We start from the raw sequence: 25,219 nt of genomic DNA on the forward strand, positions 1-25,219 counted from the left end.
CGAGAACGCAGGTTTTTGCCCACGGGCGGGCAACCGACCGCTATGGACGAGGAGCCGAGCGACCACGGGAAACCCCGCGTCCGGGACTACATGACCCAGGACGTGGTGACGGTGTCGCCGGACGCGACCGTACGCGAGGTCGCAGAGCGCATCGACGAGAGCGACGAGCACAGCGGATTCCCGGTGTGTGACCGCCGTCGAGTCGAGGGGTTCGTGAGCGCCCGCGACCTGCTGCTGTCCGGCGACAAAGAACCGATATTCAAGGTGATGACGACGGACCTCATCGTCGCCCACCCGGAGATGAAGGTGACCGACGCCGCCCGGGTCATCCTCCGGTCGGGCATCCAGAAGCTGCCGGTGGTGGACGACGCGGGCAACCTCGTCGGCATCATCTCGAACGCCGACGTCATCCGCAGCCAGATCGAGCGCGCGACGCCCGAGAAGGTCGGGAAACTCCGGCGCACGCTCGAGAACATCCACGGCGTGGAGCTGGAGCAGGAGCGCCGGCAGGTCGAGCTCGACCGGCTCATCCCCACCCAGGAGAAGGTGTACGCGGACGAGCTGGAGGGCCGGCGATACGAGCTGGAACGCGGGCTCGCGGAGCCGCTGGTCGTCATCAACAACGCGGGGACGCTGCTGCTGGCGGACGGACACCACCGCGTGATGGCCGCCGACCAACTCGACATGACCGAGATGGACGCCTACATCATCGTCGTCGACGAGTCCCTGGAGCTCGGGATGGCCGAGACCGCACGCAAGGGGGGGTTGCGTTCGCTGGAGGACGTCCAGGTCGTGGACTACGCACGGCACCCGCTGGTGGAGACGACGAAGCGGCTCCAGTGAGCAGCGCTACCGCGAGCCGGCCGGGGCGGTCTCGGTTCCGACGACGGTCGTCTCCTCGTCGAGCGTGAGGACGAGCGCCTCGTCGGCGTCCCCGACCAGTACTTCGACCTCGATGCGTACCGGGGCCTCCGAGACGACCGTGCCGTTCGAGCCGGTCGCGTGCTCCATGTCGAGGTAGTCGCCGTCCATCTCGACGCCGTTGTCGTGGTAGTAGGCGACGACGGCGGGGTGGTGGGCCACACAGACCGACACCGGGAGCCAGAAGGTCATCCCGCAGTCCTCACAGGCACATTCCGCGAGCACGGCGTCGTCCTCGGAGTCGTACTCGACGTCACAGTCCTCGGGCTCACCTTCGCCCCGGGCCGAGAGCGCGCGGAGGTAGGCTTCGCTCGGCTCCGCCGGCGCGCGTACCGTGCTCCGCCCCCAGCAGTGGGGACAGCCCCCGGCACGGACGCGTTCGACCTGGTCTCGCGTCCGCGCGTTCGCGAGGTCGACGACCGTCGCCATCTCCCGGCCGCGGACCGCCGCTGGCGGGAGGGTGGTCGTCAGAATCCGGTCGTGCTCGGGACAGAGTACCCGAAGGTAGCCGTGCTCGTACACCGCCTCGAGTGTCGCCTCGCAGATGGGGCAGGTCCGGTCGAGTGCCGTCCGGCGCTCGACACGCGTGTCCGTCTGGTCGAACGTTCCGGCCCGGAGCGCCCCCGCGAGTTCGAACCCGGCGTTGGTCAGCACGTACTCCTCGCCGAACTGGTTCACGAAGGAGCCCCGGAGCTTGTCGAGGTGGTAGTTGAACTTCCCGGTGTCGCGGACGCCGACGGCGCTCCGGAGCTCCGAGAAGCGAAGCCCGCGTGGAATCCACGACTCGCGACGCTCCTCGGCGAGTGCCTCGATGGTCGCGAGGCGGATCTCGTGGCCGAGGACCTCGAAGGCGTCGGCGGGCGGCACCGGCTCGTCCGGTGGGACGGATTCGTCGGACGACCCGTCTCCCGTTCGCTCTCCATCTCCCATGGTTCGGGCCCCGTGTCGGGGGGTAGAAAGGGTTTCGACCAAAGTATAAAGTTCTATACAGAAGAGCCGTTCTGAAAACCGTTAATGGTGGGGTCACACAACGGGAAAGCATGAGTGCGAACGCGTCGCTCGAACGAGAACGGGACGGGGCGGCCGACGCGGCCGCGGAAGTGCCCGCCATCTCGGTCGAGGGGCTCACGAAGGTCTACGGCGAGGGACAGGACGCTGTGCGTGCGGTCGACGACGTCGACCTGAGCATCGAGCGGGGGACGACCGTCGGCGTCCTCGGCCCGAACGGTGCGGGGAAGACGACGACGATCAAGTCGCTCCTGGGGTTGGTCCTCCCCGACGACGGGACGGTCGAGATAGCCGGCATCGACGCTCACGAGCAGCCCCGCGCGGTGTACCGCCACGTCGGGGCGATGCTCGAGGGGGCACGGAACGTCTACTGGAAGCTCAGCGTCAGGGAGAACCTCGAGTTCTTCGCGGCCCTCGGCGGCCAGTCGGTCGCGGCGGCCAGGGACCGACACGACCGGCTGCTCGACGCCTTCGACCTCGCCGGGAAGGCCGACGAGCCGGTGAACGACCTCTCCCGGGGACAGAAGCAGAAGGTGTCGCTGGCCTGCACCCTCGCCCGCGGGACCGACGTGGTCTTCCTCGACGAGCCGACGCTCGGCCTCGACGTGGAGGCGTCGCTCGAACTCCGGCGAGAGCTCCGCCGCCTCGCCGAAGAGGAGGACATCACCATCGTGCTCTCGAGCCACGACATGGACGTCGTCGAGGACATCTGCGACCGTGTCGTCATCCTCTCCGAGGGGTCGGTCATCGCCGACGACCCGGTCGACGAACTCGTCGGTGTCTTCGAGACACAGGCCTACCGCATCACCGTCGAGGGACCCGTCGACGGTGCCACGCGGGAACTGCTCGACGTCGAGTTCGACGCCGGCGAGTGGACCGAGACCGGCGACCGCACCCAGTTCGACGTGACGCTCGCGGACGGCGACGCGCTGTACGACGTGCTCGACGTGCTCCGCGACGCGGGCCTGAGCCTCGCCGACATCGACGGTCACGACCCGGACCTGGAGGAGGTCTTCCTCGAAGTCACCGGGCGAGCCGAGGGGGGTGAGGACGCGTGAGCACCGCGGCCGTCGACACCGGCGTGCGGGGCTACCTCGGCTTCCTCCGGCAGTCGGCCCGCAAGCAGCTCGTCCTGCTGTGGCGCTACCCCGTCAACACCCTCTCGCAGCTCGGAACCATCTTCCTCGTGTTCCTCGTGCTGTTCTTCGGCGGACAGGCCCTCGCGCCGGCGGCGATGGAGGACACCATCGGCGGGCTCGTCGTCGGCTACCTCCTGTGGAGCATGTCCATCTCCGCCTACTCCGGCCTCGCGTGGAACGTGACCCGCGAGGCGCAGTGGGGCACCCTCGAACAGCTGTTCATGTCGCCGTTCGGGTTCGGCCGGGTGATGCTCGGGAGGACCGTCGTCAACCTCGCCGAGTCGTTCCTCTGGGGCGCGGCGACGCTGGTGTTCATGCTCGCGGTCACGGGCCAGTCGCTCGCGCTCGACCCGCTGACGGTGGTCCCGCTCGGCCTGCTGGCCATCATGCCCGCCGTCGGCGTCGGCTTCGTCTTCGGCGGGCTGGCCATCCGGTTCAAGCGCATCGAGAACGCGTTCCAGCTCGTGCAGTTCCTGTTCATCGGGCTCATCTCCGCCCCCGTCGGGGAGTACCCCCTGCTGGGGTGGCTCCCGCTGGCCCAGGGCAGCTACCTCCTCCGGCGCGCGATGGAGGACGGGACGGCGCTCTGGGAGCTGCCCGCGAACGAGCTCGGCGTGCTCGTCCTCACCGCGGTGCTCTACCTCGGGCTCGGCTACGCCGCGTTCACCTACTGCCAGCGGTGGGCCCGCCGCGCAGGCGTGATGGGCCACTACTGACACCGCTGGCCGACACTTCTTACACCGGGAGCGACGTACGAGGGGTATGACCGACCGGACCGAGCACGCCGTCCTCGACGGGCTCTACGACGCCCTCCAGGACGCGCTCTACGTCTTCGACGACGACAGGGTCCTCATCGACGCCAACGCACGCGTCGGGGAGGTGAGCGGACTCCCCCGCGAGGAACTGGTCGGCTGGCAGCTCGAGGAGTTCCAGACCCGGTACGTCGCGCCCGCCGACCGCGAGCGACTCACCGCCGCCTTCGACCGTATCGAGGGCGGGGACTCGGAGGCCGAGCGGCTCACCTTCACCCTCGAGACCGACGAGGAGTCGGTCCCGGTCGACGGGCGTTTCGTCCGCTACGACAACAAGACGGTCGTCCTCGTCCGGAACCTCACCGAGCAGAAGGAGCGCGAGCGGCGTCTCAGCGAGCTCTCCGAGGAGCTGGACGTGCTCAACCGGGTGCTCCGCCACGACATCAGGAACGACATGAACGTCGTCCTCGGCTGGGCCGAAGAGCTGGACCCACACGTCGCTCCGGAGGGTCGCAAACCGTTCGAGAACATCGTCGACGCCGTCGAGCACACGGTCGGGCTCACGAGGGAAGTCCGGGACCTCGCCGAGGCGATCACCCGCGGCGAGACGTTCCCGACCCGGCCGACGCCCCTCGCCGACGTGCTCTCCGAGCAACTCGCCAAGAACCGCAAGAAGTTCGAGACGGCGACGTTCGAGCTGACCGGCGAGCTGCCGCCCGTCGAGGTCGTCGGCAACGAGATGCTCTCCTCGGTGTTCGACAACCTGTTCAGCAACGCCGTCATCCACCACGACGGCGACCACCCGACCGTCACGGTAGACGTCACGGTCGAGGAGGAGGCCGCGGTCGTCCGCGTGGCCGACGACGGTCCCGGCATCCCCGACTCGCAGAAGACGGTCGTCTTCGGGCGTGGCGAACAGGGCATCGACAGCCCCGGCGCAGGTATCGGGCTGTTCCTCGTCGACAGCCTCGTCACCGGCTTCGGGGGCACCGTCGCTATCGAGGACAACGAGCCCCGCGGCGCGGTCTTCGTCGTCACCTTGCCGCTGGCGACCGCGGAGTAGCCGAGCGGCTCGGGGGCGTCGGGGCGACCCGAATCGACGCCCAACCGACCGACTTTTGACGACCACCTCGGTATCGAACCGCAGTGCCGACGGAAACGCACGAGAACCCGGCGCCGGAGACGATCGAGCGCGTGGTCCGCGAGGGCCAGCTCGACGGGGCGATAGTCACCTGCCTCGCGGCGTGCGAGGTGGAGTACGACGGGCGAAGCGGCGGCTACCTCGGGCCCGGCGACCGGCTGGTCGTCGCCAAACCCGATGGCACCCTCCTGGTCCACCGGCCCTCGGGCCACCAGCCGGTGAACTGGATGCCAGGCGGCGCGACCATCAAGGTCGAGGAGGACGGCGGGTCGGCGCTGCTGTACGCTCGCCGGTCCAACCCGAACGAGTACCTGCGGGTGTACCTCCACGAGCCGCACCTGCTGACTCGGTTCGACGCGGACGACACCGCCACGTACCAGGAGCGCGGGACCGAGGCGGAGATGCACGAGTACATCGAGCAGAACCCCGAGACGGCCATCGAGGACGGCTTCCGCGTGGTGGAGCACGAGCGCGAGAGCGTCTACGGCTACATCGACTTCTTCGGGAAGGACGCCGAGGGCCGGCCGGTGGTCGTCGAGGTCAAGCGCCGACAGGCGACGCTGAACAACGTCGACCAGCTGAAGCGGTACATGGGACTCTACAGGGAATCGAACCCCGATGTCAGGGGGATCCTCGTCGCGCCGTCGGCGAGCGACCGGGTGCAACGCGCCCTGCGCGACGACGGCCTGGAGTTCGTCGAACTGTCGGAGTTCGCGGTCGAGACGCGCGAGTCGAGCGAGAAGACCCTCTCGGATTTCCTCTAGTCCGTCACCGGAATCGCCCGTGCACCGAGGGCGAAGAAGGCCACGCCGAGCACGGCGAGCACCGCCAGCGACTCGACGGCGTTCAGCCCCAGCAACACCGTGCCCGCGTCTGTGCCGGTCCAGATGGCCTGCCGGAGGCCGTGCGCGAAGTACGTCAGCGGCGAGAGCGCGACGAGCGGGTGGAACCAGTCGGGGAGCATCGACGGCGGGACGAACGTCTCGGAGAGGAAGAGCAGGGGGAGCCCGATGGCGTTGGCGGCCGTGATAGCGCCGTCCTGGGAGTCGGCGAGGGCACCGAGCAGCGCACCGACGCCGCAGAAGCAGACGACCCCGACGGGGACGTACAGCAGGAGCAGCGGCGAGAACGTGATGCTCGCACCCGTCAGTCCGACCGTCAGCACGAGCAGCGCGAAGCCCGCGATGGCGATGATGACCGTGTTGACCAGCGTGTGGGCGAGCAGCCACTCGGCCCGCGAGAGCGGCGTCGTCGCCAGCTTCTCGAACCGGCTGCCCTCGCGGTGCCGGGCGACCTCCGAGCCCATCCGGGAGAGCGGCGTCTGGAGCACCACGGTCGCCAGGTAGCCGGGGACGTAGTACGCGGGGTCCTCCGCGAACAGCCCGCCGCCGGCGGGGTTGGTCTGGACCAGCGCGCCGAAGATACCGACGAGCAGGACCGGGAAGAAGAACGTGAAGAAGACCGCGACTCGCCGACGGAGGAAGGAGTGCCAGGCCGCGACGAACTCCGACTGGACGCGTCTCGTCGTCGTCATGCGCGAGCCTGGGGTCCGGGGGCGCTAAGGCCCACCGGTTTCGGCGCGGCCGAGCAGGAGCCGTGTCCTTCTCTCACGCGAGGCGGTCGACTCTCACCGGTCGCGGTGGCTCCCGCGTCCGCACTCAGTCGTCCCCCGCGACCGGCCGCCCGGCTCTCGGCTCGAACCGTTCTCCCGCGAGTGCCAGGTAGACGTCCTCCAGCGACGGTTCGGCCCAGGACAGCTCGGTGTACTCGACGCCGGCGCGGTCGAGCGCGTCGACGATGTCGCCGATGGCGGCCGGTTCAACGCCCCGTGCGACGACGCGGTCGCCGTCGGTCATCGCCTCGCGTCCGAGGGCATCCGCCGCGGCGGTCGGGTCGCCGTCGACCGTGACGGTGAGCCGTCTGTCGCCGCCGTGCTCGCGGACGAGCTCCCCCGGGCTCCCGACGGCGACGAGATCGCCGTCCGCGAGCAGGCCGACCCGGTCGGCGAGGCGCTCGGCCTCGTTCATGTCGTGGGTCGTGAGGAACACCGTCGTCCCGCCCGCTGCCAACGCCTCGATGCGGTCCCAGAGCGTGCGCCGTCCGGCGGGGTCGATGCCTGTCGTCGGCTCGTCGAGGAAGAGCACGTCGGGGTCGTTGACCAAGGTGGCCCCGAGACAGACCCGTCGCTGCTGGCCGCCCGAGCAGTTCTCGTACCAGGTGTCCGCGGCGTCGCTGACGCCGACCTCAGCCAGTACCGCGTCCACGTCACGGGCGTCCTCGTACAGCCCGGCGTAGTACGCGACGACCTCCCGCGCGGTGAGCCGGCCGGGCGGCGAGAACGACTGGGGTAGCACGCCCAGCCTGTCCTCGTCGGCCTCGCGCGGTGCCGTCCCGAGCAGTTCGACAGTCCCCCCGTCGGGGTCGACCGTCCCGGTCAGCGAGCGGACGAGCGTCGTCTTCCCGGCGCCGTTCGGGCCGATGAGCGCGAACACCTCGCCCGCCTCGACCGACAGCGAGACGCCGTCGAGCGCGGTCGTCTCACCGTACGTCTTCCGGACACCGTCGGTGGCGAGTACCGTCATGTCCCCTCGTTCGGGTGCCATCGGGTAAGGCCCTCCGACTTCCGGTGCTGGCATCGGAAAATTCCAACTGTCGGCAAGATTAAGTTACAGCGCACCGAAGTTCAGGTATGAACCTCAAGAGGGCGCTCGCGTCGGCAGGCATCGCGGTCGGTGCCGTGGCAGCGACGAACGAGCTACTGTCGCGACGCGCCGAGCCGCTGGCACCCGCACTCGAGGGCGAACAGCGAACGTACCGCTGGCGCGGGATGGACGTGGCGTACACGGAGGCGGGCGACCCCGAAGCCCCCGACCTGCTGTTCGTCCACGGCGTCAACGCCGCCGGCTCCAGCCAGGAGTGGCACGAGATCTTCGAGCCGCTCTCGAAGGCCTACCACGTCGTCGCCGTGGACCTCCCCGGCTTCGGCCGCTCCGACCGACCGCCCATCGACTACACCGCCGAGCTCTACGAGGACTTCGTGACGGACTTCGTCGCGGACGTCACCGACGAGCCCGAGATACTCGCCTCGTCGCTGTCGGGGGCGTACGCCGCCACCGCCGCCAGCCGGACCGACGTCTCGCGGCTCGTGCTCGTCTGTCCGACCGACTCCTCGATGCCCGGCGGGAAGAAGCCCCTGCTCAAGCGGGCCGTCCGGTCGCCCCTCCTCGGCGAGACCATCTTCAACGGCATCGCCTCGAACCCGTCGCTCGAGTACTTCAGCGCCGACCACGGCTACTACGACATGACCGGCTACAGCCGCTCGAAGCAGTCCTACCAGTGGCAGACCACCCACCAGGAGGGTGCTCGCTTCGCGCCGGCCTCGTTCATCAGCGGCTACCTCGACCCCTCGGCCGACCTGGAGTCCACGCTGGCCGAGCTGGACGTCCCCGTGACGCTGGTCTGGGGCCGCGAGACCGACATCACGCCGCTCGCGGAGGGCCGACAGCTGGCCGACGCGACCGGGGCACGGCTGGTCGTCATCGACTACGCGCGACTGCTCCCCCACGACGAACACCCCGACAAGTTCGTCGAGGCCATCGAGGACGACCTGCCCGAGATAAGCAGCGGGGTGTTCGCGGAGGAACGCCGCAAGAGCCTCGAACGCGAGCGCGCCGAGGGGCACGAACCGGACCCCGACGTCGCCGTCGAGTCCGAACACGACGCCGACACCGTCGAGATCGACGTCGAGGACACCGGCTCGGAGAACTGAGCTCCCTTACTGCGGCCTGAAGACGACCGCGCGGTCGCCGGTCGTCTCCGTCTCCATCACGCCGACGGTGACCGCCATCCCGACCTCGACGTCGGACGGGTCGGCCTCGACGATACCGGTGATCCGCGCCGGGCCGAACCGCGCGATGGCCGTGGCGAACGGTGCGTCCTGCTCGAACGCCGGCGTCGGTACGTGGACGACGGTGAACGTCTCCACCTCGCCCGTCTCCGGCAGCCGCTTCTCGGTCAGCTGTCGCGAGCCCGTGGCGGGGTCGACCCGCCGCGGCGGCAGCCAGCCGTCGCCCTCGGGGCCTTCGAGGTAGTACGCCTCGCCCTCCTCGACGGCGTCGAGCCAGTCGTCGTAGCCTGCGTCGTAGGTCTCGTCGTCGCTCATTGTTCGACCTCCAGCACGTGGACCACGGCACTCGCGACCGTGCCACCAGCGTTGTGGGTGACGCCGGTCGTCGCTCCCTCGACGTACTCGCTGTTGGGGTGGTCACCCCGGAGCAGCGAGGTCATCTCCGCGAGCTGTGACGCGCCGGTCGCGCCGACCGGGTGGCCCTTCGCCTTCAGGCCGCCCGAGAGGTTCACGGGGAGCTCGCCCTCCCGCGTCGTCTTCCCCTCGCTCGCCGCCGAGATGCCCTCGCCGACCTCGAACAGGCCGAGCGACTCCATGGCGAGCACCTCCGCGATGGTGAAGCAGTCGTGCACCTCCGCGACGTCCACGTCGGCCGCCGAGACACCGGCGTCCGCGTACGCCGCCGCCGCTGCCTCGTCCGCCGCGGGCGAGCGAGCCAGGTAGTCGCGGTCGTGCAGCGCCATCAGGTCACCGCCCTGCCCGGTCCCGGTGATGGAGACCGGCGCGTCGAGGTCGTGCTCCTCGGCGAAGGCCTCGGACGTGAGCACGAGCGCACTCGCCCCGTCCGAGATGGGACAGGAGTCGTACAGCCCGAGCGGTTCCGCGACCATCGGAGCCTCGACGACGTCGGCGATCGATATCTCCCGCTGGTACTGTGCCTTCTCGTTCGGGACGGCGTTCTCGTGGTTCTTCACCGCGATGGCGGCGAGGTCCTCCTGGTCGCCACCGTACTCGCTGAAGTACGCGTTCGCCATCAGTGCGTACGCGCCGGGGAACGTCATCCCGGCCTTGACCTCCCAGAGGTCGTCGGCCGCGATGGCGAGCGCCTCCGTCGCGCCCGCAGTCCCGAGGTTGGTCATCCGCTCGGCGCCGCCGACGAGCACCACGTCCCGCTCGCCGTTGCGGATGTTCTTCACCGCCTCGGCCACTGCCACCCCCGAGGAGGCACACGCCGCCTCGTATCGGGTTGCCGGGGCGTCGACACCGACGGCCTCGGCCATGAGCGGCCCCTGGTGGCCCTGATGCTCGGCGAGCTCCCCCATGAAGTTCCCGTAGAACAACGCCTCGACCGCGTCCTGATCGACACCGGCGTCGTCCAGCGCGTCTAACCCGGCCTCCGCGAAGAGGTCCCGGCCGGTCCGTTCCGGTGACGCACCGAACTTGGTCAGCCCAACACCGGCGATTCGTACGTCGGTCATCAGGCAGTGATTGTCGACACACGGTTTAATATGTCGTGGTTAATGGGTCAACCCGCGCACGACCGACCCCGGTCGGCTCGACACGGTCGCGAACGCTCGGCCTCGAACGGGGTTCGTGACGTGTTTATAGCTCCATTCCTTACGCACGCCCATGGCAGACGAGTCCAGCGAGACGGCGACGCCGCCGCGCCCGAAGGCGAGCGTCTGGCCGATGCTCATCGCGTTCGGGCTGGCGATCTCCGAGGTCGGCGTGCTGTTCGCCGTCCTCCCGCTGTCGGTGTTCGGCATCCTGCTCCTGGTTGGTGGCATCGCCGGCATCGTCACCGAGACCGGCTACGTCGACCAGCCCTGGCCCACGTTGGGCGGGCTCGCACTCGTCTTCGTCGCGGTCGGCGGCGCACTGTTCGCGGCCAACGGCGGCGGCATCATGCAGAACGGCGACCTCATCGCGGTCCCGAACGGCGTCGCGTACCGCGGGGTCTCCATCGCCGTCGCGGGCGTCCTCGGCCTCCTGCTCTCGGTCTACGGCCGCCTCCGGCTGGAGATACAGCCGACGCCCGGCCGCTGACCGACCGCGACGGAGCAGCAGCTCCCGGTTCGACGCTCGACCGGTCCGGAAACGACAACCTATTTGGTCGCCCGTCCGAAGCCTCCCCCAACGATGGAGCAAGACCGGACGATATTCGACAAGGACACGTTCCTCGACCTGACGGTGAACATGATCCCGCTGTTCATCATGGCGTTCTTCTTCGTGCTGTTCCTGCCGATGGTGTACGGCCCCTTCGGCTGGGACTCGACGTACTCGCTGCTCCAGATCGGGCTCATCCTCGTTCCCTTCGGGCTGCTGGCGCTTCTGACGTACTTCTCCGCGGTCGCCATCGAGGGTGACGCCAACGAGACGGAGGCCCGCGAGGCAGCCGAGGCAGCGGCCGAACCGGAGACCGAGGTCGACGACGCCTCCGCGTCCGACGAGGCCGAAACCGTCGGGACTTCGACGACGAGCGACGAGACCGCAGCTGACGAGACCGCTGCCGAAGACGACGAGGAGTAGCCGTCACAACCGCCGCTCGCGTCTTCTCCCTCTCCCCATTCGAGAGTGCCATCTCACGACGCCGGGTTGCGTCGAGAGACCGACACCCGACGAGCATCCCGAACCTTTCTTTAGGGAGTAATCCTCAGAGACTCACATGGATATTAGCGGACAGATAGTGCTGACAGCCCTCATGGCGGTGTTCCTGTTCGGGGTCGTGCTGTTTCTGGCACGGGCCGCGGACTGGCGCACGTACACGCCGCTGGCTGGTGCCGGCTCCGGCATCGTCAGTCGCGAGGGCGGGTACGGACACGCTGAGAAACCGGCCGGGATATTCCGGTGGCTCACCACCGTCGACCACAAGGACATCGGCATCCTCTACGGCGTCTACGCCATACTCGCGTTCGCGTGGGGCGGCATCGCCGTCATCATCATGCGGGCGGAGCTCATCACGCCCGGCATCGACGTGACCCAGGCGCTCGCGTCCTCCATGGGCGTCAGCAACGGGCAGAACCTCTACAACGGCCTCCTCACGAGCCACGGCATCACGATGCTGTTCCTGTTCGGGACGCCCATCCTCGCCGCCTTCTCCAACTACCTCGTCCCGCTGCTCATCGACGCGGACGACATGGCGTTCCCGCGCATCAACGCCATCGCGTTCTGGATGCTCCCGCCGGGTGCGGTGCTCATCTGGGCCGGCTTCTTCATCGCGCCGTTCGTCGACAGCGTCGCACCGTCGATGGCGTCCTGGACGATGTACCCGCCGCAGTCCACCGCCCAGACCGCGCAGGGAGGGGCTGCGTCGACCATCTCCCAGCTCAACGCCGGGACCGACCTGATGCTGCTCGGGCTGCATCTCACCGGCGTCTCGGCGACGATGGGTGCGATCAACTTCATCGCGACCATCTTCGCGGAGCGCGGTCCCGACGTCGGCTGGGACAAGCTCGACATCTTCTCGTGGACCATCCTCACGCAGTCCGCGCTCATCCTGTTCTCGTTCCCGCTGCTCGGGAGCGCGCTGGTCATGCTGCTGCTCGACCGTAACTTCGCGACGACGTTCTTCACCACCGACGGCGGTGGCACGATCCTCTACCAGCACCTGTTCTGGTTCTTCGGCCACCCCGAGGTGTACATCCTCGTCCTGCCCCCGATGGGAATCATCAGCTACGTCCTCCCGCGGTTCTCCGGGCGGAAGCTGTTCGGCTTCAAGTTCGTCGTCTACTCCACGCTGGCCATCGGCGTGCTCTCGTTCGGCGTGTGGGCTCACCACATGTTCTCGACGGGCATCGACCCGCGCATCCGCGCCTCGTTCATGGCCGTCTCACTGGCCATCGCGATACCGAGTGCGGTGAAGACGTTCAACTGGATCACGACGATGTGGAACGGGAAGATCCGACTGACGACCCCGATGCTGTTCTGCATCGGCTTCGTCGGGAACTTCATCATCGGCGGTGTGACGGGCGTCTTCCTCGCCTCCATCCCCGTCGACCTCATCCTGCACGACACCTACTACGTCGTCGGCCACTTCCACTACGTCATCATGGGCGCCATCGCGTTCGCCGTCTTCGCGGGCGTCTACTACTGGTTCCCGCTCGTCACCGGGCGGATGTACCAGGTCACGCTCGCCAAGGCCCACTTCTGGCTCACGATGGTCGGGACGAACCTGACCTTCTTCGCGATGATCCTGATGGGCTACGCCGGCATGCCGCGTCGCTACGCGACGTACAACCTCATCACGGTCGGCCCCATCGACTTCATCCAGCTGCTGCACGTCCTCGCGACCGTCGGGGCGTTCATCCTGCTGGTCGCCCAGATCATCTGGCTCTGGAACATGGTGCAGTCCTACCTGGAGGGACCGCGCGTCGGCCCCGACCCGTGGAACCTCGAAGAGGACGGCGTCGACTCCCGCGAGTGGGACTGGTTCGAGGACCGTCTCGACACGGCGCTCACCGACGGCGGGGAGCCCGAGGACGCAGAAACGGACGCCTGAGCGGTCGATACTCCTTCGTATTCTTCCGGACGGCCGGCGCTAGCTCAGGACGAGCACGAAGCCGGTGACGAACATCAGCGTGACGATGCTGCCGAGGACGAGTCCGATCAGTTCCTTCTCGCTCATACCCCGTCCTATGGCGTACAGAGGGAAAGGCTAATCGTTGGCCAGCCCCCAGTCTCGCACGTGACAGAGACCGTCAGCGACCGGTTCCGGGGCAGACGAATCGTCGTCGCCATCTACCTGGCTGTCGTCGCACTCGCAGGTGTCTTCGGTGCATCCGTCGGCGTGCTGCTGCCCGTCGAGTCCGGGCGCGACATCCAGCAGGCGAGCTTCGCGGGCGCCGAGTTCGCGGTGACGCCGCTGAACTTCGCCATCTACGGCATCGTGATGGTCGGCGTGAGCCTCGGCGTCCTCCTCCTCGCGGTCCGGTTCGTCTCGCGGTTCGACGACGAGTCGGTCGACGAGGGCTAGTCGCCCTCGACGCGCGAGGCGATGTCGTCGACGATATCCGGATTCCGCAGGGTGGAGGTGTCGCCGAGCGCCTCGCCGTTCGCGATATCCTCCAGGAGTCTGCGCATGATCTTGCCCGAGCGCGTCTTCGGCAGTTCGGGCGTGAAGACGACGGCCTCGGGGCGGGCGATGGGACCGATCGCCTCCTCGACGCCCTCGACGATCGCCGCCCGCAACCCCTCGCCCCCCTCGGAGCCGTCCTCGGTGATGACGTAGGCGTAGACGGCCTCGCCCTTCACGTCGTGGTGCCCGCCGACGACGGCGGCCTCCGCCACACCGGGCACGCCGACGATGGCGCTCTCTATCTCCATCGTCCCGAGCCGGTGCCCGGAGACGTTGAGGACGTCGTCGACCCGCCCCAGCACCGTGATGTAGCCGTCCTCGTCTATCTTCGCGCCGTCCTCCGGGAAGTACACCCAGCGGTCGGTGTCCGGGTCTGAGTACTCGCTCCAGTACTCGGAGACGAAGCGCTCGTCGTTGTCGTACAGCGTGCGGAGCATCCCCGGCCAGGGGTCGGTGACGACGAGGTAGCCCGCCTCGCCGGCGCCGACCGGTTCGCCGGAGACGTCGACGACCTCCGCGGAGACACCAGGGAGTGGCGGGCCGGCCGAGCCGGGCTTCATCTCGCCGACACCGGGGAGCGTCGTCACCATCATGCCGCCTGTCTCGGTCTGCCACCAGGTGTCGACGACGGGACAGTCCTCGTCGCCGATGTGCTTGTAGTACCACTTCCAGGCGCGCGGGTTGATCGGCTCGCCGACCGTGCCCAGCAGCCGCAGACTCGACAGGTCGTGCGCCGCGGGGTACTCACTCCCCCACTTCATGAACGCACGGATCGCCGTCGGCGCGGTGTAGAACTGGTCGACCTGGTAGCGGTCGACCATCTCCCAGACCCGGTCGCGCTCCGGGTAGTCCGGCGTGCCCTCGTACATGAGCGTCGTCGTCCCCAGCGAGAGCGGGCCGTAGACGATGTAGGAGTGGCCGGTGATCCAGCCGATGTCCGCCGAACACCAGTACGTGTCCTCGGGCTCGATGTCGAGCACCGCGTGGCTGGTCCACGACACGTAGCTCAGGTAGCCGCCGGTGGTGTGTTTCACCCCCTTCGGCTCGCCGGTCGTGCCGGAGGTGTACATCAGGAACAGCATGTCCTCGGCGTCACGTGAGACGGGCTCGACCCGCTCGCCGGCGTGGGCGTCGACCAGTTCGTCGTAGTCGTGGGCGTGGTCGCCGAGGAACACCGTCAGCTCGTCGCCGAGGCGGTCGACGACGACCGTCTCCACGTCGTGCTCGACGCCGCGCAGCCCCTCGTCGGCCTTCTCCTTGTGGTTCAGCGCGTCGCCGCGGCGGTAGTAGCCGTCGCAGGTCACGAGGTACTCGGACTCCGCCGCGTTCATCCGCGTCGCGAGCGCGTCCGCCGAGAACCCCGCGAACACGACCGAGTGCGGCGCGCCGATACGGGCACACGCCAGCATCGCGATGGGGAGTTCGGGCACCATCGGCATGTACAGCGTCACCACGTCGTCCTCGCCGACGCCCATATCGCGCAGGGCCGCCGCGAACTCGTTCACCTCGTTGTAGAGGTCGAGGTACGTGTAGGTGCGTGTCTCTCCGAGCTCGCCCTCCCACCGGATTGCCGCCTGGTTCTTCCGCCCGTTCTCGACGTGGCGGTCCACGCAGTTGTACGAGGCGTTCAGCTCGCCGCCCGTGAACCACTCGTAGAACGGGGCGTCGCCGTCGTCGAGCACCTGGTCGTACTCCTCGTCCCAGTCGAGCAGGTTCGCGGCCCGCTCCCAGGCCTCCGGCTCCTCGAACTCCTCGTAGATCCCCTCGTCCGACACGTTCGCCTGCTCGACGAACGCGTCCGAGGGCTCGAAGGTGTCCTGTTCTGCCAGTCGGGCCTCCAGTTCCACCTCGCCGTCCTCGGTATCATCTGCCATAGTTCGTTGTAGACCGACGGCGATAACCGGGATAAGCGTTCCCCCGACGCCGGTGGCCGGTTAGCAGTCTGGCAGACGAGTCGGAAATGGACAGCTACTCGGTCCTCCGTCGGCGACCTGCACCCGATGAGTTCAGCGTACACGGTCCACGATGACCGCCTCGACGCCCGCCTCGCCGACGCCGAGTTCGCCATCGCCGTCGTGACGGCGACCAAGCCCGACTTCTACAAGCAGGCCCCCGTCGTCACCGCTGCCGACGAGCTGGGCGTCCCCTGCTTCATCCTCCACACCGGCCAGCACTACGACGACCTGCTCGGCCACGGGCTGGCGGAGTACGGCGTCGAGGACCACATCGGCGTCGACCTCGGCGTCCGCGGCGGACTCTCCCAGAAGACCGCCGAGGTGACGGAACGGGTCGACCGGTTCACCGACTACCTCGACGAACACCACCCGGAGACGACGGTCGTCCCGCTCGTCCACGGCGACACGCACGCCGCCGCGACCGTTCCGCAAGCCTGGGCGTTCGCCACCGGGAACAAGGTCGCGCACAACGAGGCCGGCCTGCGCGGGATGGCCCCCGACTACGATTCGGTCGACCGCGAGGCGCTGGCAGTTGGGGACGACGATGCGGTCGACGACTTCATCGACACCCAGTGGGACGGCGACTGGCACGTCGACCGCTCCGAGCCGTTCCCCGAGCAGTACGACACGTTCGTCGGTTCTGCGGCGTCGCTGTACCACTTCGCCCCCGTCGAGCTGAACCGCGAGCACCTCCGCCGCGAGGGCTACCCGGAGGAGCGAGTGCCCGTCGTCGGCAACAGCGTCGTCGACGCCATCGCGGCCAAGCGCGAGGCCGACCTGGACGAGAGCGTCTTCGACGTCTACCCCGTGCTCGAGGAACGCGACGACTGGCTCCGCGTCGACATCCACCGACGCGCGAACCTGCTCCCCGGCCGGTTCCGCGCCATCGTCGAGGGCGTGATCTCCCTCGTCGAGGACGGCTACAACGTCAACTTCGTCGAGCTCACGGCGACCCGGAACGCCCTCGAGGCGACGGGGCTGCGCGAGAGGCTGCTCGAACTCGACGAGACGCGGGCGAACTTCCTCTTCACCGGACTCTGGAAGAAGCACGCCCACGTCTACGAGTTCCTCGAATCGGGACAGTGCATGGCGGAGTTCACGGACTCCGGCAGCATGCAGGAGGAGCTGAACCACATCGACGAGGCGGCGTGCCTCACTGCGCGGTTCAACACCGACCGCCCGGAGACGGTGTTCGAGGCGAACACGAACCTGCTCGTGCCGCCCATCTCCGGCGAGTTCGTGGCGACGGCGGTCCGCCGGGTCTGCGAGGACGACGCGCTGCTGGCGACGATGCGGGACGGACCGGCCCTCTACGGTGAGAACGTCGGGCGGGAGCTCGTCTCGTTCATGGACGAGCACCGCGACGAGCCCGTGGAGTGGTCCCACGAGCGCGCCGGCTTCGATCTCGGCGAGACGACCGGGATGGACTACCTGTAATCAGGCCAGCCCGATCTGCTCGGAGTACGCGCCGTACTCCGCCTCGAACACCTTCATGATCTCGCCCATCGTCGCGTACTCCTTGACCGCCTCGACGATGGACGGCATCACGTTCTCCCCGGCGTCGATGGCGGCTTCGAGGTCCTCGAGTGCGGCCGCGACGGCCTCGTCGTCACGCTCTGACTTCACCTGCTCGAGCCGGTCGAGCTGGCGCTCCTGGGTCTCCTCGTCGACCTTCAGTATCTCGGGCTCGGTGTCCTCCTCGATGGTGTACTTGTTCACGCCGACGACGATCTCCTCGTCTGCTTCGACGCGCTCCTGGTACTCGTAGGATGCCTCCTGGATCTCGCGGAGGAAGAAGCCCTGGTCGATGCCCTCGAGCACGCCGTCGCGCACGGACCCCTCGCCCATCTCCCTTATCTCGTCGATGTACGCCATCGCCTGCTGTTCGACCTGGTCGGTCAGCGCCTCGATGGCGTAGCTCCCGCCCATCGGGTCGACGATGTCTGCCGCCCCCGACTCCTCGGCGATGATCTGCTGGGTGCGCAGCGCGACCCGGACCGCACGCTCGGAGGGCAGCGCGAGCGCCTCGTCGAAGCTGTTCGTGTGCAGCGACTGGGTGCCGCCCATGACGCCCGCGAGCGCCTGGATGGTGACGCGAACGACGTTGTTCAGGGGCTGCTGTGCGGTGAGGCTCTGGCCGGCGGTCTGCGTGTGGAACTTCAGGCGCTTGGATTCGGGCTTCTCGGCGTCGTACCACTCGTCCATCACCCGGGCGTAGATGCGCCGTGCGGCGCGGAACTTCGCGATCTCCTCGAAGATGGAGTTGTGGGAGTTGAAGAAGAAGGAGAGCCGCGGGGCGAACTCGTCGATGTCGAGTCCGCGGTCCATTGCGTCCTCGACGTACGCGAAGCCGTCGGCGAGGGTGAAGGCCAGCTCCTGTACCGCCGTCGAGCCGGCCTCGCGGATGTGGTACCCCGAGATGGAGATAGGGTGGATGCGGGGAGTCTCCTCGGTGGCGAACTCGACGGTGTCGGTGACCAGGTCGAGGCTCGGCTCCGGTGGGATGACCCACTCCTTCTGTGCGATGAACTCCTTCAGCATGTCGTTCTGCATGGTCCCACTGATCTCGTCGCGCGGGACGCCACGCTGGTCGGCCAGGGCGACGTACATGGCGAAGATGACCGGCGCGGACGGGTTGATGGTGAAGGAGGTCGAGATCTCGCTCAGGTCGATGCCGTCGAACAGGATCTCCATGTCCCGCAGCGTGTCGACCGCGACGCCCTCCTTGCCGACCTCGCCGTCCGACAGCGGGTCGTCCGAGTCCTTGCCCATCAGGCTCGGCATGTCGAACGCGGTCGAGAGCCCGGTCTGGCCCTCGTCGATGAGGTAGTGGAACCGCTCGTTGGTCTCCTCGGCGGTGCCGAAGCCGGCGAACTGGCGCATCGTCCACGTCCGACCGCGGTACATGGTCGGGTAGGGCCCGCGCGTGTACGGCTCCTCGCCCGGGAAGCCGAGGTCCTCGTCGTAGTCCAGGTCGGCGACGTCCTCGGGCGTGTACAGCCGGTCCACGTCCATGTTCGACACCGTAGCGAACCGGTCCTTGCGCTCCCCGAAGCGGTCCAGTACCGGCTCCAGCGTCTCGGACTCCCACTCCTCGCGCCCCTCGCGAATCTCGGCGAGGTCGTCGTCGTCGTACATGCGCGTAAGTATTGCCGGACCGGGCAATAATGGTTCGGTACCGGTCACCGGGCGGCCAGTGGCCCTGCTGCCCGCGGTCGGCCTCGCCAATCGGGCACCACCTGCCGCCGACAGCTCGGTCCGACTCGCGCGTCAGAACCCGCCGAAGACGGTCTCGAAGTACGGTTCGACGAGCGGTGCGATGCCGGCCACGTCGAACACGACGAGCAGGTAGTAGAGCGCGACGGGGAGCATGACCGCCCCGGTGAGCCGGTTGATGGCGCTGCTTCGCTGTGCGAGCCACCGGGTCGCCCGTTCGCCGCTGGACTGTGAGACGATACCGAAGACGAGCAGGGGCAGGCCCATGCCGAAGCCGAAGGAGAGGAAGCCCACGAAGCCCGCGAGCGGGGTCGCGAACAGCCCCGAGGCGCGAGCGAAGAAGAGCGCGAGCAGCCCCGGGTTGCAGGGCAGCACGATGGCCCCGAAGAAGAACCCGTACGCGAACGCGGTGACGACGGGATGGCGGGACTGCGGTGGCTCCGTCGTTGGCAGCCAGCTCACGACGTCGCGGTCGGCCAGCAGCCCGAGGCTGACGGCGGCGAGCACACCGAAGGCGACGGGCGAGACGACCTCGACGACGAGCGTGAGCGACACCTCCAGCAGGAAGGAGAACACGACGCCGACGCTGGCCATGAACGCGACGACGCCGAGGACGACCAGCCCGGCGAGGCCCGCGCTCGGGACGGGTCCGTCCTCCGCCTGCGCGGAGAGGTACGCGAGAAACCCGGGGTACAGGGGCAGCGCACAGGCCGCGGTGAGCGGCGTCGCGACCCCGATGAGGAACACCTCGACGAACCGCTCTAGCATCCATCGACCTGTTCGCGGAGGAACGAGGCGGACTTGTGACCGTCCTTCAGCCGGCGGGTGCAGCCGTCGGCACAGCGCAGCAGCATCGGTACCTGTGGCGGGTTCGTCATCGACACGCCGAACTGGCTCACCAGCGAGTCGGTCACGTCCGACGGGGAGACCGCGTAGCGCCAGTCGTAGCCGTGCTCCCGGGCGTGCCGTCGGACCGCCTCGGCGTCCTCGTTCGGGTCGGTGTCGAGGGCGACGCTGACGACATCGTCACCGACCGCCTCGTGGAACGCGATGAGTTCGTCCTGCTGGCGCTTGCAGTTCGAACACCAGACGGCGAACGTCTCGACGAGGACCGGCTTCTCGAAGGCGTCGATGGTGAACGTCTCGTCGGTGAGTACGTCCGTCAGTTCGGTCGAGCGCCACGCGCCGTCCTCTGTCGTACAGTCTCCGCCCCCACCGAGGCCGAGGCTGCTCGTACAGCCCGCCAGGCTGGCTGTCGCACCGAGGCCGGCGAGGCGGAGGGCGTCCCGACGGGAGAAGTCGCTCATGTCGGGTACTGGCGATGGATGTGACATAACGACGCGTCTCTCGTGTGCGAGTCACGCACGACCGGCAGGGGAGAGGGCGAGTCGTTCAGACGAGGAGGCTCACGAGCCGCATCTCCGCGCTGTAGACGTGGTTCAGCATGACGTAGGTGACGACGCCGAGTGTCAGCGAGAGGATCCACGAACCCGCGGCGATGCGCCCGATGCGCTTGTGGGCCGTGTTCCGGAGCTCCGCGGGCGAGTGCGTCAGCCCGAGCACCAGCGCGTACAGCACCACCGGCACGGACACCACGGAGAGCACGATGTGGATGGCGAGCATGACGAGGTACGCGCCGTAGACGAGGTCGGGCGCTCCGACCATCGCCTTCTCGCCGCCGCCGCCGACCTTCGTGAGGTAGAGCACCAGGAACACGAGGATGAGGCTGAACGAGGTCGTCATCGCGGCCCGGTGCTTGTCGACCTCCCCGTTGCGGATCCAGTACCAGCCGAGCGCGAGCGATATCGTCGCGATGGTGTTGACGACCGCGATAGCGTGCGAGAGCAGGTCCGTCGTCTCCCTGCCGAGCTCGGGGTAGATGGGGAAGAGCCCGGCGAACGTGCCGAGGACGAGCGCGTAGCCGAGGGCGGAGAGGACGACCGTCGTGGTCAGTACGTTCTCCCGGACCGTCCCGCGTACGTCTGAGGTGGCCATTGTCGGGGGTTAGGAGTCGGGTGTCATCGTCCTTGCGCTTCCGGCGGGCCGACCGAACCGCCACTCTCGTTGATTTACTACAGCTATAGTTGAAAAACGGGCGGCGGAGGCGTCGTCGGTTCCGTTAAAGTAAAACGCGGGCGACCGGAAGGTGGACGTATGAGTACCGACCAGTCGCAGCGGTCGATTCGGTGTCTCGTGGCCAAGGTCGGGCTGGACGGCCACGACCGCGGCGCACACGTCATCGCACGGGCGTTCCGCGACGCCGGCTTCGAGGTCATCTACTCCGGACTGCACAAGGCCCCCGACGAGATCGTCCAGGCGGCGGTCCAGGAGGACGTGAACGTCCTGGGCATCTCCATCCTCTCGGGTGCCCACAACACGCTCGTCCCGAAGATCATCGAGGGCCTGAAAGAGTACGACGCGTTCGAGGACACGCTCATCCTCGTCGGCGGGGTCATCCCCGACGACGACAAGGCCGAGCTGAAGGCGCTGGGCGTCGCCGAGGTGTTCGGTCCCGGCACGCCGATGGAGGAGACGGTCGAGTACGTCCGCCAGAACGCGCCGGAACGATGAGCGAGTCGGCGGCACTGCTGGACGACCTGCTCGCGGGGAAACACCGCGCGCTGGCCCGGGTCATCACGAAGATAGAGAACCGCGACCCCGGCTACCGCGAGCTCGTCTCCGGGCTCTACGAGCACACCGGCAACGCCGAGGTCATCGGCATCACGGGGAGCCCCGGCGCGGGCAAGTCGACGCTGGTCGACAAGCTGGCCGAGCACTACCGCGAGCAGGGCGAGACCGTCGGCGTCGTCGCCATCGACCCCTCGTCGCCGTACACCGGGGGCGCGGTGCTCGGCGACCGCATCCGCATGGCCTCGAACGTCGGCGACATGGACGTGTTCTTCCGGTCGATGTCCGCCCGCGGCAACCTCGGCGGGCTGTCGACCGCGACCGCGGACGCCGTCAAAGCGATGGACGCCTTCGGCAAGGACAAGGTCATCATCGAGACCGTCGGCGCGGGCCAGAACGAGATCGACATCGTCGGTGCGGCAGACACCGTCACCGTCCTCGTCCCGCCCGGCGCGGGCGACAACGTCCAGATGCTCAAGGCCGGCATCCTCGAGATAGCCGACATCTTCGTCGTCAACAAGGCGGACATGGACGGCGCGGACAGGACGGTCCAGGAGCTCACCGAGATGGTCCACCTCGGCCAGGGCTCGACGACGGTCGACGCCGGGCACCACGGCTTCGACGAGGTCGAGATGGACCTCGAGATGCCGGCGGACACCGACCCGTGGAAGCCACCCATCGTGGAGACCGTCGCCACCGACGGCGAGGGTGTCGTCGACCTCGTCGAGACGTTCGCCGAGCACCGTGCGTTCCTCGAGTCGTCCGGCGAACTCACCCGCCGCCGCCGCCAGCGCGTCGCCGAGGAGATTCGGACCCTCCTGCGCGACGACGCGGCGGGACTGGTCGCGGACGAGCTCGAAGACAGCGGTGGAGTCGGCGCGTTCGTCGACGGCGTGATGTCAGGCGACACCGACCCGTACACCATCGCCGACGACGTGATGGCACCCATCCGCGACTGCGTCGAGGACCAGTAGCCCGTCTCCGCCAGTTCTCACCTCGCTGGAGGAACCGTGACGCCTATGTCCGGCTCTTCCCTAGCCGCGGCTATGGACCGTCGGACACTCCTCGCGTCGGTCGGCACCGCCACCGCAGTCGGGCTCTCGGGCTGCCTCGCGCTCTCCTCGAATTCCCGAACCAACTGCGGCGAGGCCTGCGACATCGGTATGTCGGCGAACGCCTTCCGCCCGGCCGAGTTCGAGGTCACCGTCGGCGACACCGTCGTCTGGAAGAACACCTCCAGCAAGGCCCACACCGTCACCGCCTACGAGGCGGCCATCCCCGAGGACGCCGCCTACTTCGCCTCGGGCGAGTTCGACGGCGAGGACGCCGCTCGCGACGCCTGGTTCGACAGCCGGGGCGGCGCGATTCCCGTCGGCGAGACCTACGAACACACCTTCGAGGTGGCCGGCGAGCACAACTACGTCTGTATCCCTCACGAGCGCGGCGGCATGACCGGAAAAATCGTCGTGACGGAGTAGTCCGTCGACCGATTACGCTTCGTCGTCGGCCTCGACGTCGACGTCCTCGTCGTCGACGTCGACCGCGGCCTCTTCCTCTGCGGCGACTTCCTCGGGACGGGCCTCGAGGGTCGCCTTCTTGATCTCGACGCGGCGTAGCGGGTAGATGGTCTTCGCCTCGCCGTAGATGGCGGAGGAGAGACGCCCTTCGACGACGGAGTCGATGAGCTCCTCGAAGGTGCGCTCTGCGGCGGCCTCCTCGACGATGTCGACCATCGTCTCGCGGATGGCGCGCTCCTGGCTGTGGTCCGCCTTCTTGGTCGTGAACGCGACGGGCTGGATCTGGACGCGGTAGTCGTCCGTCGTCAGCACGGTCACGTAGGCGTCGATCTTCGACGCGCCGCGGCGGACCAGGCTGCGCAGGTAGTCACGGGTGAGCTCGTGCTTCACGAACTCGGTGTACGCGGCGTCGGAGCCGACGTCCGTGATCTTGAACTTCAGCTTGGTGTTGTTCTCGCTGGCGTTGTCGGTCAGGTCGCCCAGCGTGGTCTCGATGGTGCGGTCGAGCACCTTCTCCGGTTCGTCTGCGGGTGTGTCACCGAGTTCGGCCCGGTCGAACTGCTCCGGGGCGTGCACGGTGTACCACCGCTTCTCTTGTTTCTTGCGGGAAACGGATCGTTCGCTCATGATTTGGATTTGCTGTGTCGGTCTGCGTGCTGTACCACTCTGTCCGCGACGTCGACGTTCACGACGTAGTCGTCGACGGTCGACTGGAGGCCGCCGGTCGTCTCGCGCTCGATGTGCGTGACCACCGCGTCTCCCTCGACCGTCGTCCGCATCTCGTCGGTGTTGTCCGGGCAAAGCGCTGCCGCGATCAGCTGCGGGTCTGCGTGCTCCGTCCGGACCGTCGCTCGTCTCATAGTACCTCCCTGAACGCGTGGATGAACTCCTTCGTCTCGCACTCGTAGGTCGCGTAGCCCGTCGTGGCGGTGCCGTCGTAGCTGCCCCCGGTGCGCGTGACCGTCCGGCCCATCGCACCGGCGATGTCCCGGTTCTCGACCGCCGCTGCGGCCGCGGCGTCGTCGGCGAGCGCCAGCGCGACCGGCTCCGGCGACCGGAAGTCCCGGAGCAGTCGCGCCACCACCGGGGCGGGCGCGTCGTCGTCGACGCGCGCGACGAACAGTCCGTCGTACCGCCCCGTCGTCGCCGTCGCCAGCGCCTGGTGGGCGTGTGCGGCGGTCTCCCGCCACGCTTCGACGGCCGCATCGGCCACGTCGTGCCCGAGCGCCAGCGCGACGCCGGTCCCGGGTGCGGTCACGGCCGTACACGAGAGCAGGTCGGCGAGCCCGGCGACCGACGCGGTCGCCGAATCGGGCGTCGCGTACGGCCTGAGCCCGCGCTCGACGGCGGTGCCGGCGCGGTCGGTCGCGTCGTCGTCCGTGACGGTCTCGACCGCGGCCAGCGACGCGAACCGGCGGTGGGCCGACTCGTCGGCGTCGACGAGGTCGTCGGCCGCCCCGGTCAGCGCCGACGCCGCGTCGACGCCCGCCGAGAACGGCCCGTGCAGCCACGTCGAGTGGGCCACGTCCGCCGGGTCGTCGGTCGGCAGGGCGACACCGGGACGGCGGACCACGCGGCCCGTCGTCTCCGCGGCATCGACCAACCGTTCCGTCGCGCCCGCGCCCGGCGTCGCACCGGCCGCGACAGCGCCTGCCAGCGCCAGCACTGCGTCTGGTGCGCCGCCGAGGTCGTTCGCCAGTCGCCAGGCCGCCACGCTCGCCGGCTCGTCGGCCGGGTCGAGGTGGACGGCGTCGGCATCGGACTCGCCGACGACGAGCGTGCGCCCGTCGCGGTCGTCGCCCGTCCCCGCGCGCTCGGTGCGCTCGGCGACGGTCCGCCCCACGCTCACCTGGAACGGCGTTCCGTCGTCGGCCAGCGCCCGTGCGACCAGCCCCGCCGCTGCGAGGCTGTCGCCGTCGGCGCGTGCCACGACGTGGACGAACGGGGCACCTGCGAGGGCGGCGGCGACGTCGCTCGCCGACCCTGCGTCCCCGTCCGCTGTGCGACCCGTGTGCGACATT

Annotated in this window: 27 protein-coding genes; 14 read left to right on the top strand and 13 right to left on the bottom strand. The window is 68.5% G+C overall.

What is annotated here, in order from left to right; all coding sequences use genetic code 11:
• Window positions 1–42 precede the first annotated feature (42 nt).
• A complete protein-coding gene (locus tag BLT27_RS08880; protein ID WP_089732999.1) occupies window positions 43–843 on the top strand; it encodes a CBS pair associated ParBc domain-containing protein in 801 nt (266 codons plus the stop codon).
• Window positions 844–849: 6 nt separating this feature from the next.
• On the opposite strand, the gene BLT27_RS08885 is transcribed toward BLT27_RS08880, so the two are convergent.
• Entirely contained in the window at window positions 850–1,851 is a 1,002-nt protein-coding gene (locus tag BLT27_RS08885) for a DUF7351 domain-containing protein (RefSeq protein WP_089733001.1), read from the bottom strand.
• Between the two features lie 110 nt (window positions 1,852–1,961).
• On the opposite strand from BLT27_RS08885, the gene BLT27_RS08890 reads away from it, so the two are divergent.
• The 4 genes from BLT27_RS08890 to nucS all read left to right on the top strand — a co-directional run bounded on the left by BLT27_RS08890 (window position 1,962) and on the right by nucS (window position 5,725).
• On the top strand, window positions 1,962–2,987 hold the full coding sequence (locus BLT27_RS08890) for an ABC transporter ATP-binding protein (RefSeq protein ID WP_089733004.1): 1,026 nt from the start codon (window positions 1,962–1,964) through the stop codon (window positions 2,985–2,987).
• Window positions 2,984–3,784 carry an ABC transporter permease gene (locus BLT27_RS08895; protein ID WP_245707690.1) on the top strand — a complete coding sequence of 267 codons (801 nt, stop codon included), beginning with the start codon at window positions 2,984–2,986 and terminating at the stop codon, window positions 3,782–3,784. Before BLT27_RS08890 ends, BLT27_RS08895 begins: the two co-directional genes overlap by 4 nt.
• 46 nt (window positions 3,785–3,830) lie before the next feature.
• Entirely contained in the window at window positions 3,831–4,883 is a 1,053-nt protein-coding gene (locus BLT27_RS08900) for a PAS domain-containing sensor histidine kinase (RefSeq protein WP_089733007.1), read from the top strand.
• Between the two features lie 83 nt (window positions 4,884–4,966).
• Complete coding sequence (gene nucS, locus BLT27_RS08905) at window positions 4,967–5,725, top strand: endonuclease NucS (protein ID WP_089733009.1); 759 nt, start codon at window positions 4,967–4,969, stop codon at window positions 5,723–5,725.
• On the opposite strand, the gene BLT27_RS08910 is transcribed toward nucS, so the two are convergent.
• Together BLT27_RS08910 and BLT27_RS08915 are read right to left on the bottom strand one after the other, a co-directional pair.
• Window positions 5,722–6,495, bottom strand: coding sequence for an ABC transporter permease (locus tag BLT27_RS08910; RefSeq protein WP_089733012.1), 774 nt, complete (start codon window positions 6,493–6,495; stop codon window positions 5,722–5,724). The two genes, nucS and BLT27_RS08910, sit on opposite strands and share 4 nt — an antisense overlap.
• Before the next feature lie 124 nt (window positions 6,496–6,619).
• Entirely contained in the window at window positions 6,620–7,543 is a 924-nt protein-coding gene (locus tag BLT27_RS08915; RefSeq protein ID WP_089733013.1) for an ABC transporter ATP-binding protein, read from the bottom strand.
• Window positions 7,544–7,650: 107 nt separating this feature from the next.
• On the opposite strand from BLT27_RS08915, the gene BLT27_RS08920 reads away from it, so the two are divergent.
• Complete coding sequence (locus BLT27_RS08920) at window positions 7,651–8,730, top strand: alpha/beta fold hydrolase (RefSeq protein WP_089733016.1); 1,080 nt, start codon at window positions 7,651–7,653, stop codon at window positions 8,728–8,730.
• A gap of 6 nt (window positions 8,731–8,736) precedes the next feature.
• Here the strand turns inward: BLT27_RS08920 and BLT27_RS08925 are convergent, their stop codons facing one another.
• Together BLT27_RS08925 and BLT27_RS08930 are read right to left on the bottom strand one after the other, a co-directional pair.
• Window positions 8,737–9,123: a Zn-ribbon domain-containing OB-fold protein gene (locus BLT27_RS08925; RefSeq protein ID WP_089733018.1), complete on the bottom strand. Its 387-nt coding sequence runs from the start codon at window positions 9,121–9,123 to the stop codon at window positions 8,737–8,739.
• A complete protein-coding gene (locus BLT27_RS08930) occupies window positions 9,120–10,286 on the bottom strand; it encodes a thiolase domain-containing protein (RefSeq protein WP_089733020.1) in 1,167 nt (388 codons plus the stop codon). Before BLT27_RS08930 ends, BLT27_RS08925 begins: the two co-directional genes overlap by 4 nt.
• A 151-nt stretch (window positions 10,287–10,437) precedes the next feature.
• Between BLT27_RS08930 and BLT27_RS08935 the strand changes: the two genes are divergently transcribed.
• The 4 genes from BLT27_RS08935 to BLT27_RS08950 all read left to right on the top strand — a co-directional run bounded on the left by BLT27_RS08935 (window position 10,438) and on the right by BLT27_RS08950 (window position 13,780).
• Window positions 10,438–10,854 (top strand): DUF7541 family protein, encoded by a 417-nt coding sequence (locus BLT27_RS08935; RefSeq protein WP_089733022.1) that lies wholly within the window; start codon window positions 10,438–10,440, stop codon window positions 10,852–10,854.
• A gap of 93 nt (window positions 10,855–10,947) precedes the next feature.
• Entirely contained in the window at window positions 10,948–11,337 is a 390-nt protein-coding gene (locus BLT27_RS20170) for a DUF6684 family protein (protein WP_089733024.1), read from the top strand.
• A gap of 136 nt (window positions 11,338–11,473) precedes the next feature.
• Entirely contained in the window at window positions 11,474–13,306 is a 1,833-nt protein-coding gene (locus BLT27_RS08945; RefSeq protein ID WP_089733025.1) for a cbb3-type cytochrome c oxidase subunit I, read from the top strand.
• Between the two features lie 186 nt (window positions 13,307–13,492).
• Window positions 13,493–13,780, top strand: coding sequence for a DUF7520 family protein (locus tag BLT27_RS08950; protein ID WP_089733027.1), 288 nt, complete (start codon window positions 13,493–13,495; stop codon window positions 13,778–13,780).
• Here BLT27_RS08950 and acs read toward each other — a convergent pair.
• The gene (gene acs, locus BLT27_RS08955; protein WP_089733030.1) at window positions 13,777–15,756 is read right to left on the bottom strand and encodes an acetate--CoA ligase; all 1,980 of its coding nucleotides are present in this window, start codon (window positions 15,754–15,756) and stop codon (window positions 13,777–13,779) included. The two genes, BLT27_RS08950 and acs, sit on opposite strands and share 4 nt — an antisense overlap.
• Before the next feature lie 126 nt (window positions 15,757–15,882).
• Between acs and BLT27_RS08960 the strand changes: the two genes are divergently transcribed.
• A complete protein-coding gene (locus tag BLT27_RS08960; protein WP_089733032.1) occupies window positions 15,883–17,274 on the top strand; it encodes a UDP-N-acetyl glucosamine 2-epimerase in 1,392 nt (463 codons plus the stop codon).
• Here the strand turns inward: BLT27_RS08960 and BLT27_RS08965 are convergent, their stop codons facing one another.
• The 4 genes from BLT27_RS08965 to BLT27_RS08980 all read right to left on the bottom strand — a co-directional run bounded on the left by BLT27_RS08965 (window position 17,275) and on the right by BLT27_RS08980 (window position 21,048).
• Entirely contained in the window at window positions 17,275–18,975 is a 1,701-nt protein-coding gene (locus BLT27_RS08965; RefSeq protein ID WP_089733034.1) for a methylmalonyl-CoA mutase family protein, read from the bottom strand.
• Between the two features lie 132 nt (window positions 18,976–19,107).
• The gene (locus BLT27_RS08970) at window positions 19,108–19,821 is read right to left on the bottom strand and encodes a cytochrome c biogenesis CcdA family protein (protein WP_089733037.1); all 714 of its coding nucleotides are present in this window, start codon (window positions 19,819–19,821) and stop codon (window positions 19,108–19,110) included.
• On the bottom strand, window positions 19,815–20,360 hold the full coding sequence (locus BLT27_RS08975) for a TlpA family protein disulfide reductase (RefSeq protein ID WP_089733038.1): 546 nt from the start codon (window positions 20,358–20,360) through the stop codon (window positions 19,815–19,817). The genes BLT27_RS08970 and BLT27_RS08975 overlap by 7 nt, the downstream gene beginning before the upstream one ends.
• Before the next feature lie 85 nt (window positions 20,361–20,445).
• The gene (locus BLT27_RS08980; RefSeq protein ID WP_089733040.1) at window positions 20,446–21,048 is read right to left on the bottom strand and encodes a DUF420 domain-containing protein; all 603 of its coding nucleotides are present in this window, start codon (window positions 21,046–21,048) and stop codon (window positions 20,446–20,448) included.
• A gap of 159 nt (window positions 21,049–21,207) precedes the next feature.
• On the opposite strand from BLT27_RS08980, the gene BLT27_RS08985 reads away from it, so the two are divergent.
• The 3 genes from BLT27_RS08985 to BLT27_RS08995 all read left to right on the top strand — a co-directional run bounded on the left by BLT27_RS08985 (window position 21,208) and on the right by BLT27_RS08995 (window position 23,159).
• Entirely contained in the window at window positions 21,208–21,624 is a 417-nt protein-coding gene (locus BLT27_RS08985; RefSeq protein WP_089733041.1) for a cobalamin B12-binding domain-containing protein, read from the top strand.
• Complete coding sequence (gene meaB, locus BLT27_RS08990) at window positions 21,621–22,655, top strand: methylmalonyl Co-A mutase-associated GTPase MeaB (protein WP_089733043.1); 1,035 nt, start codon at window positions 21,621–21,623, stop codon at window positions 22,653–22,655. Before BLT27_RS08985 ends, meaB begins: the two co-directional genes overlap by 4 nt.
• 72 nt (window positions 22,656–22,727) lie before the next feature.
• A complete protein-coding gene (locus BLT27_RS08995; protein ID WP_089733045.1) occupies window positions 22,728–23,159 on the top strand; it encodes a plastocyanin/azurin family copper-binding protein in 432 nt (143 codons plus the stop codon).
• A 12-nt stretch (window positions 23,160–23,171) separates the two neighbouring features.
• Here the strand turns inward: BLT27_RS08995 and BLT27_RS09000 are convergent, their stop codons facing one another.
• The 3 genes from BLT27_RS09000 to BLT27_RS09010 are packed head-to-tail and all read right to left on the bottom strand — an operon-like array spanning window position 23,172 to window position 25,218.
• On the bottom strand, window positions 23,172–23,825 hold the full coding sequence (locus BLT27_RS09000) for a 30S ribosomal protein S3ae (RefSeq protein ID WP_089733047.1): 654 nt from the start codon (window positions 23,823–23,825) through the stop codon (window positions 23,172–23,174).
• Window positions 23,822–24,058, bottom strand: a complete 237-nt coding sequence (locus BLT27_RS09005; protein ID WP_089733050.1) for a KEOPS complex subunit Pcc1 — start codon at window positions 24,056–24,058, stop codon at window positions 23,822–23,824. Before BLT27_RS09005 ends, BLT27_RS09000 begins: the two co-directional genes overlap by 4 nt.
• Entirely contained in the window at window positions 24,055–25,218 is a 1,164-nt protein-coding gene (locus tag BLT27_RS09010; RefSeq protein WP_089733052.1) for a hypothetical protein, read from the bottom strand. The genes BLT27_RS09005 and BLT27_RS09010 overlap by 4 nt, the downstream gene beginning before the upstream one ends.
• Window position 25,219 lies beyond the last annotated feature (1 nt).

The sequence above is a fragment of the Haloarchaeobius iranensis genome, from assembly GCF_900103505.1.
Classification (GTDB): Archaea; Halobacteriota; Halobacteria; order Halobacteriales; family Natrialbaceae; genus Haloarchaeobius; species Haloarchaeobius iranensis.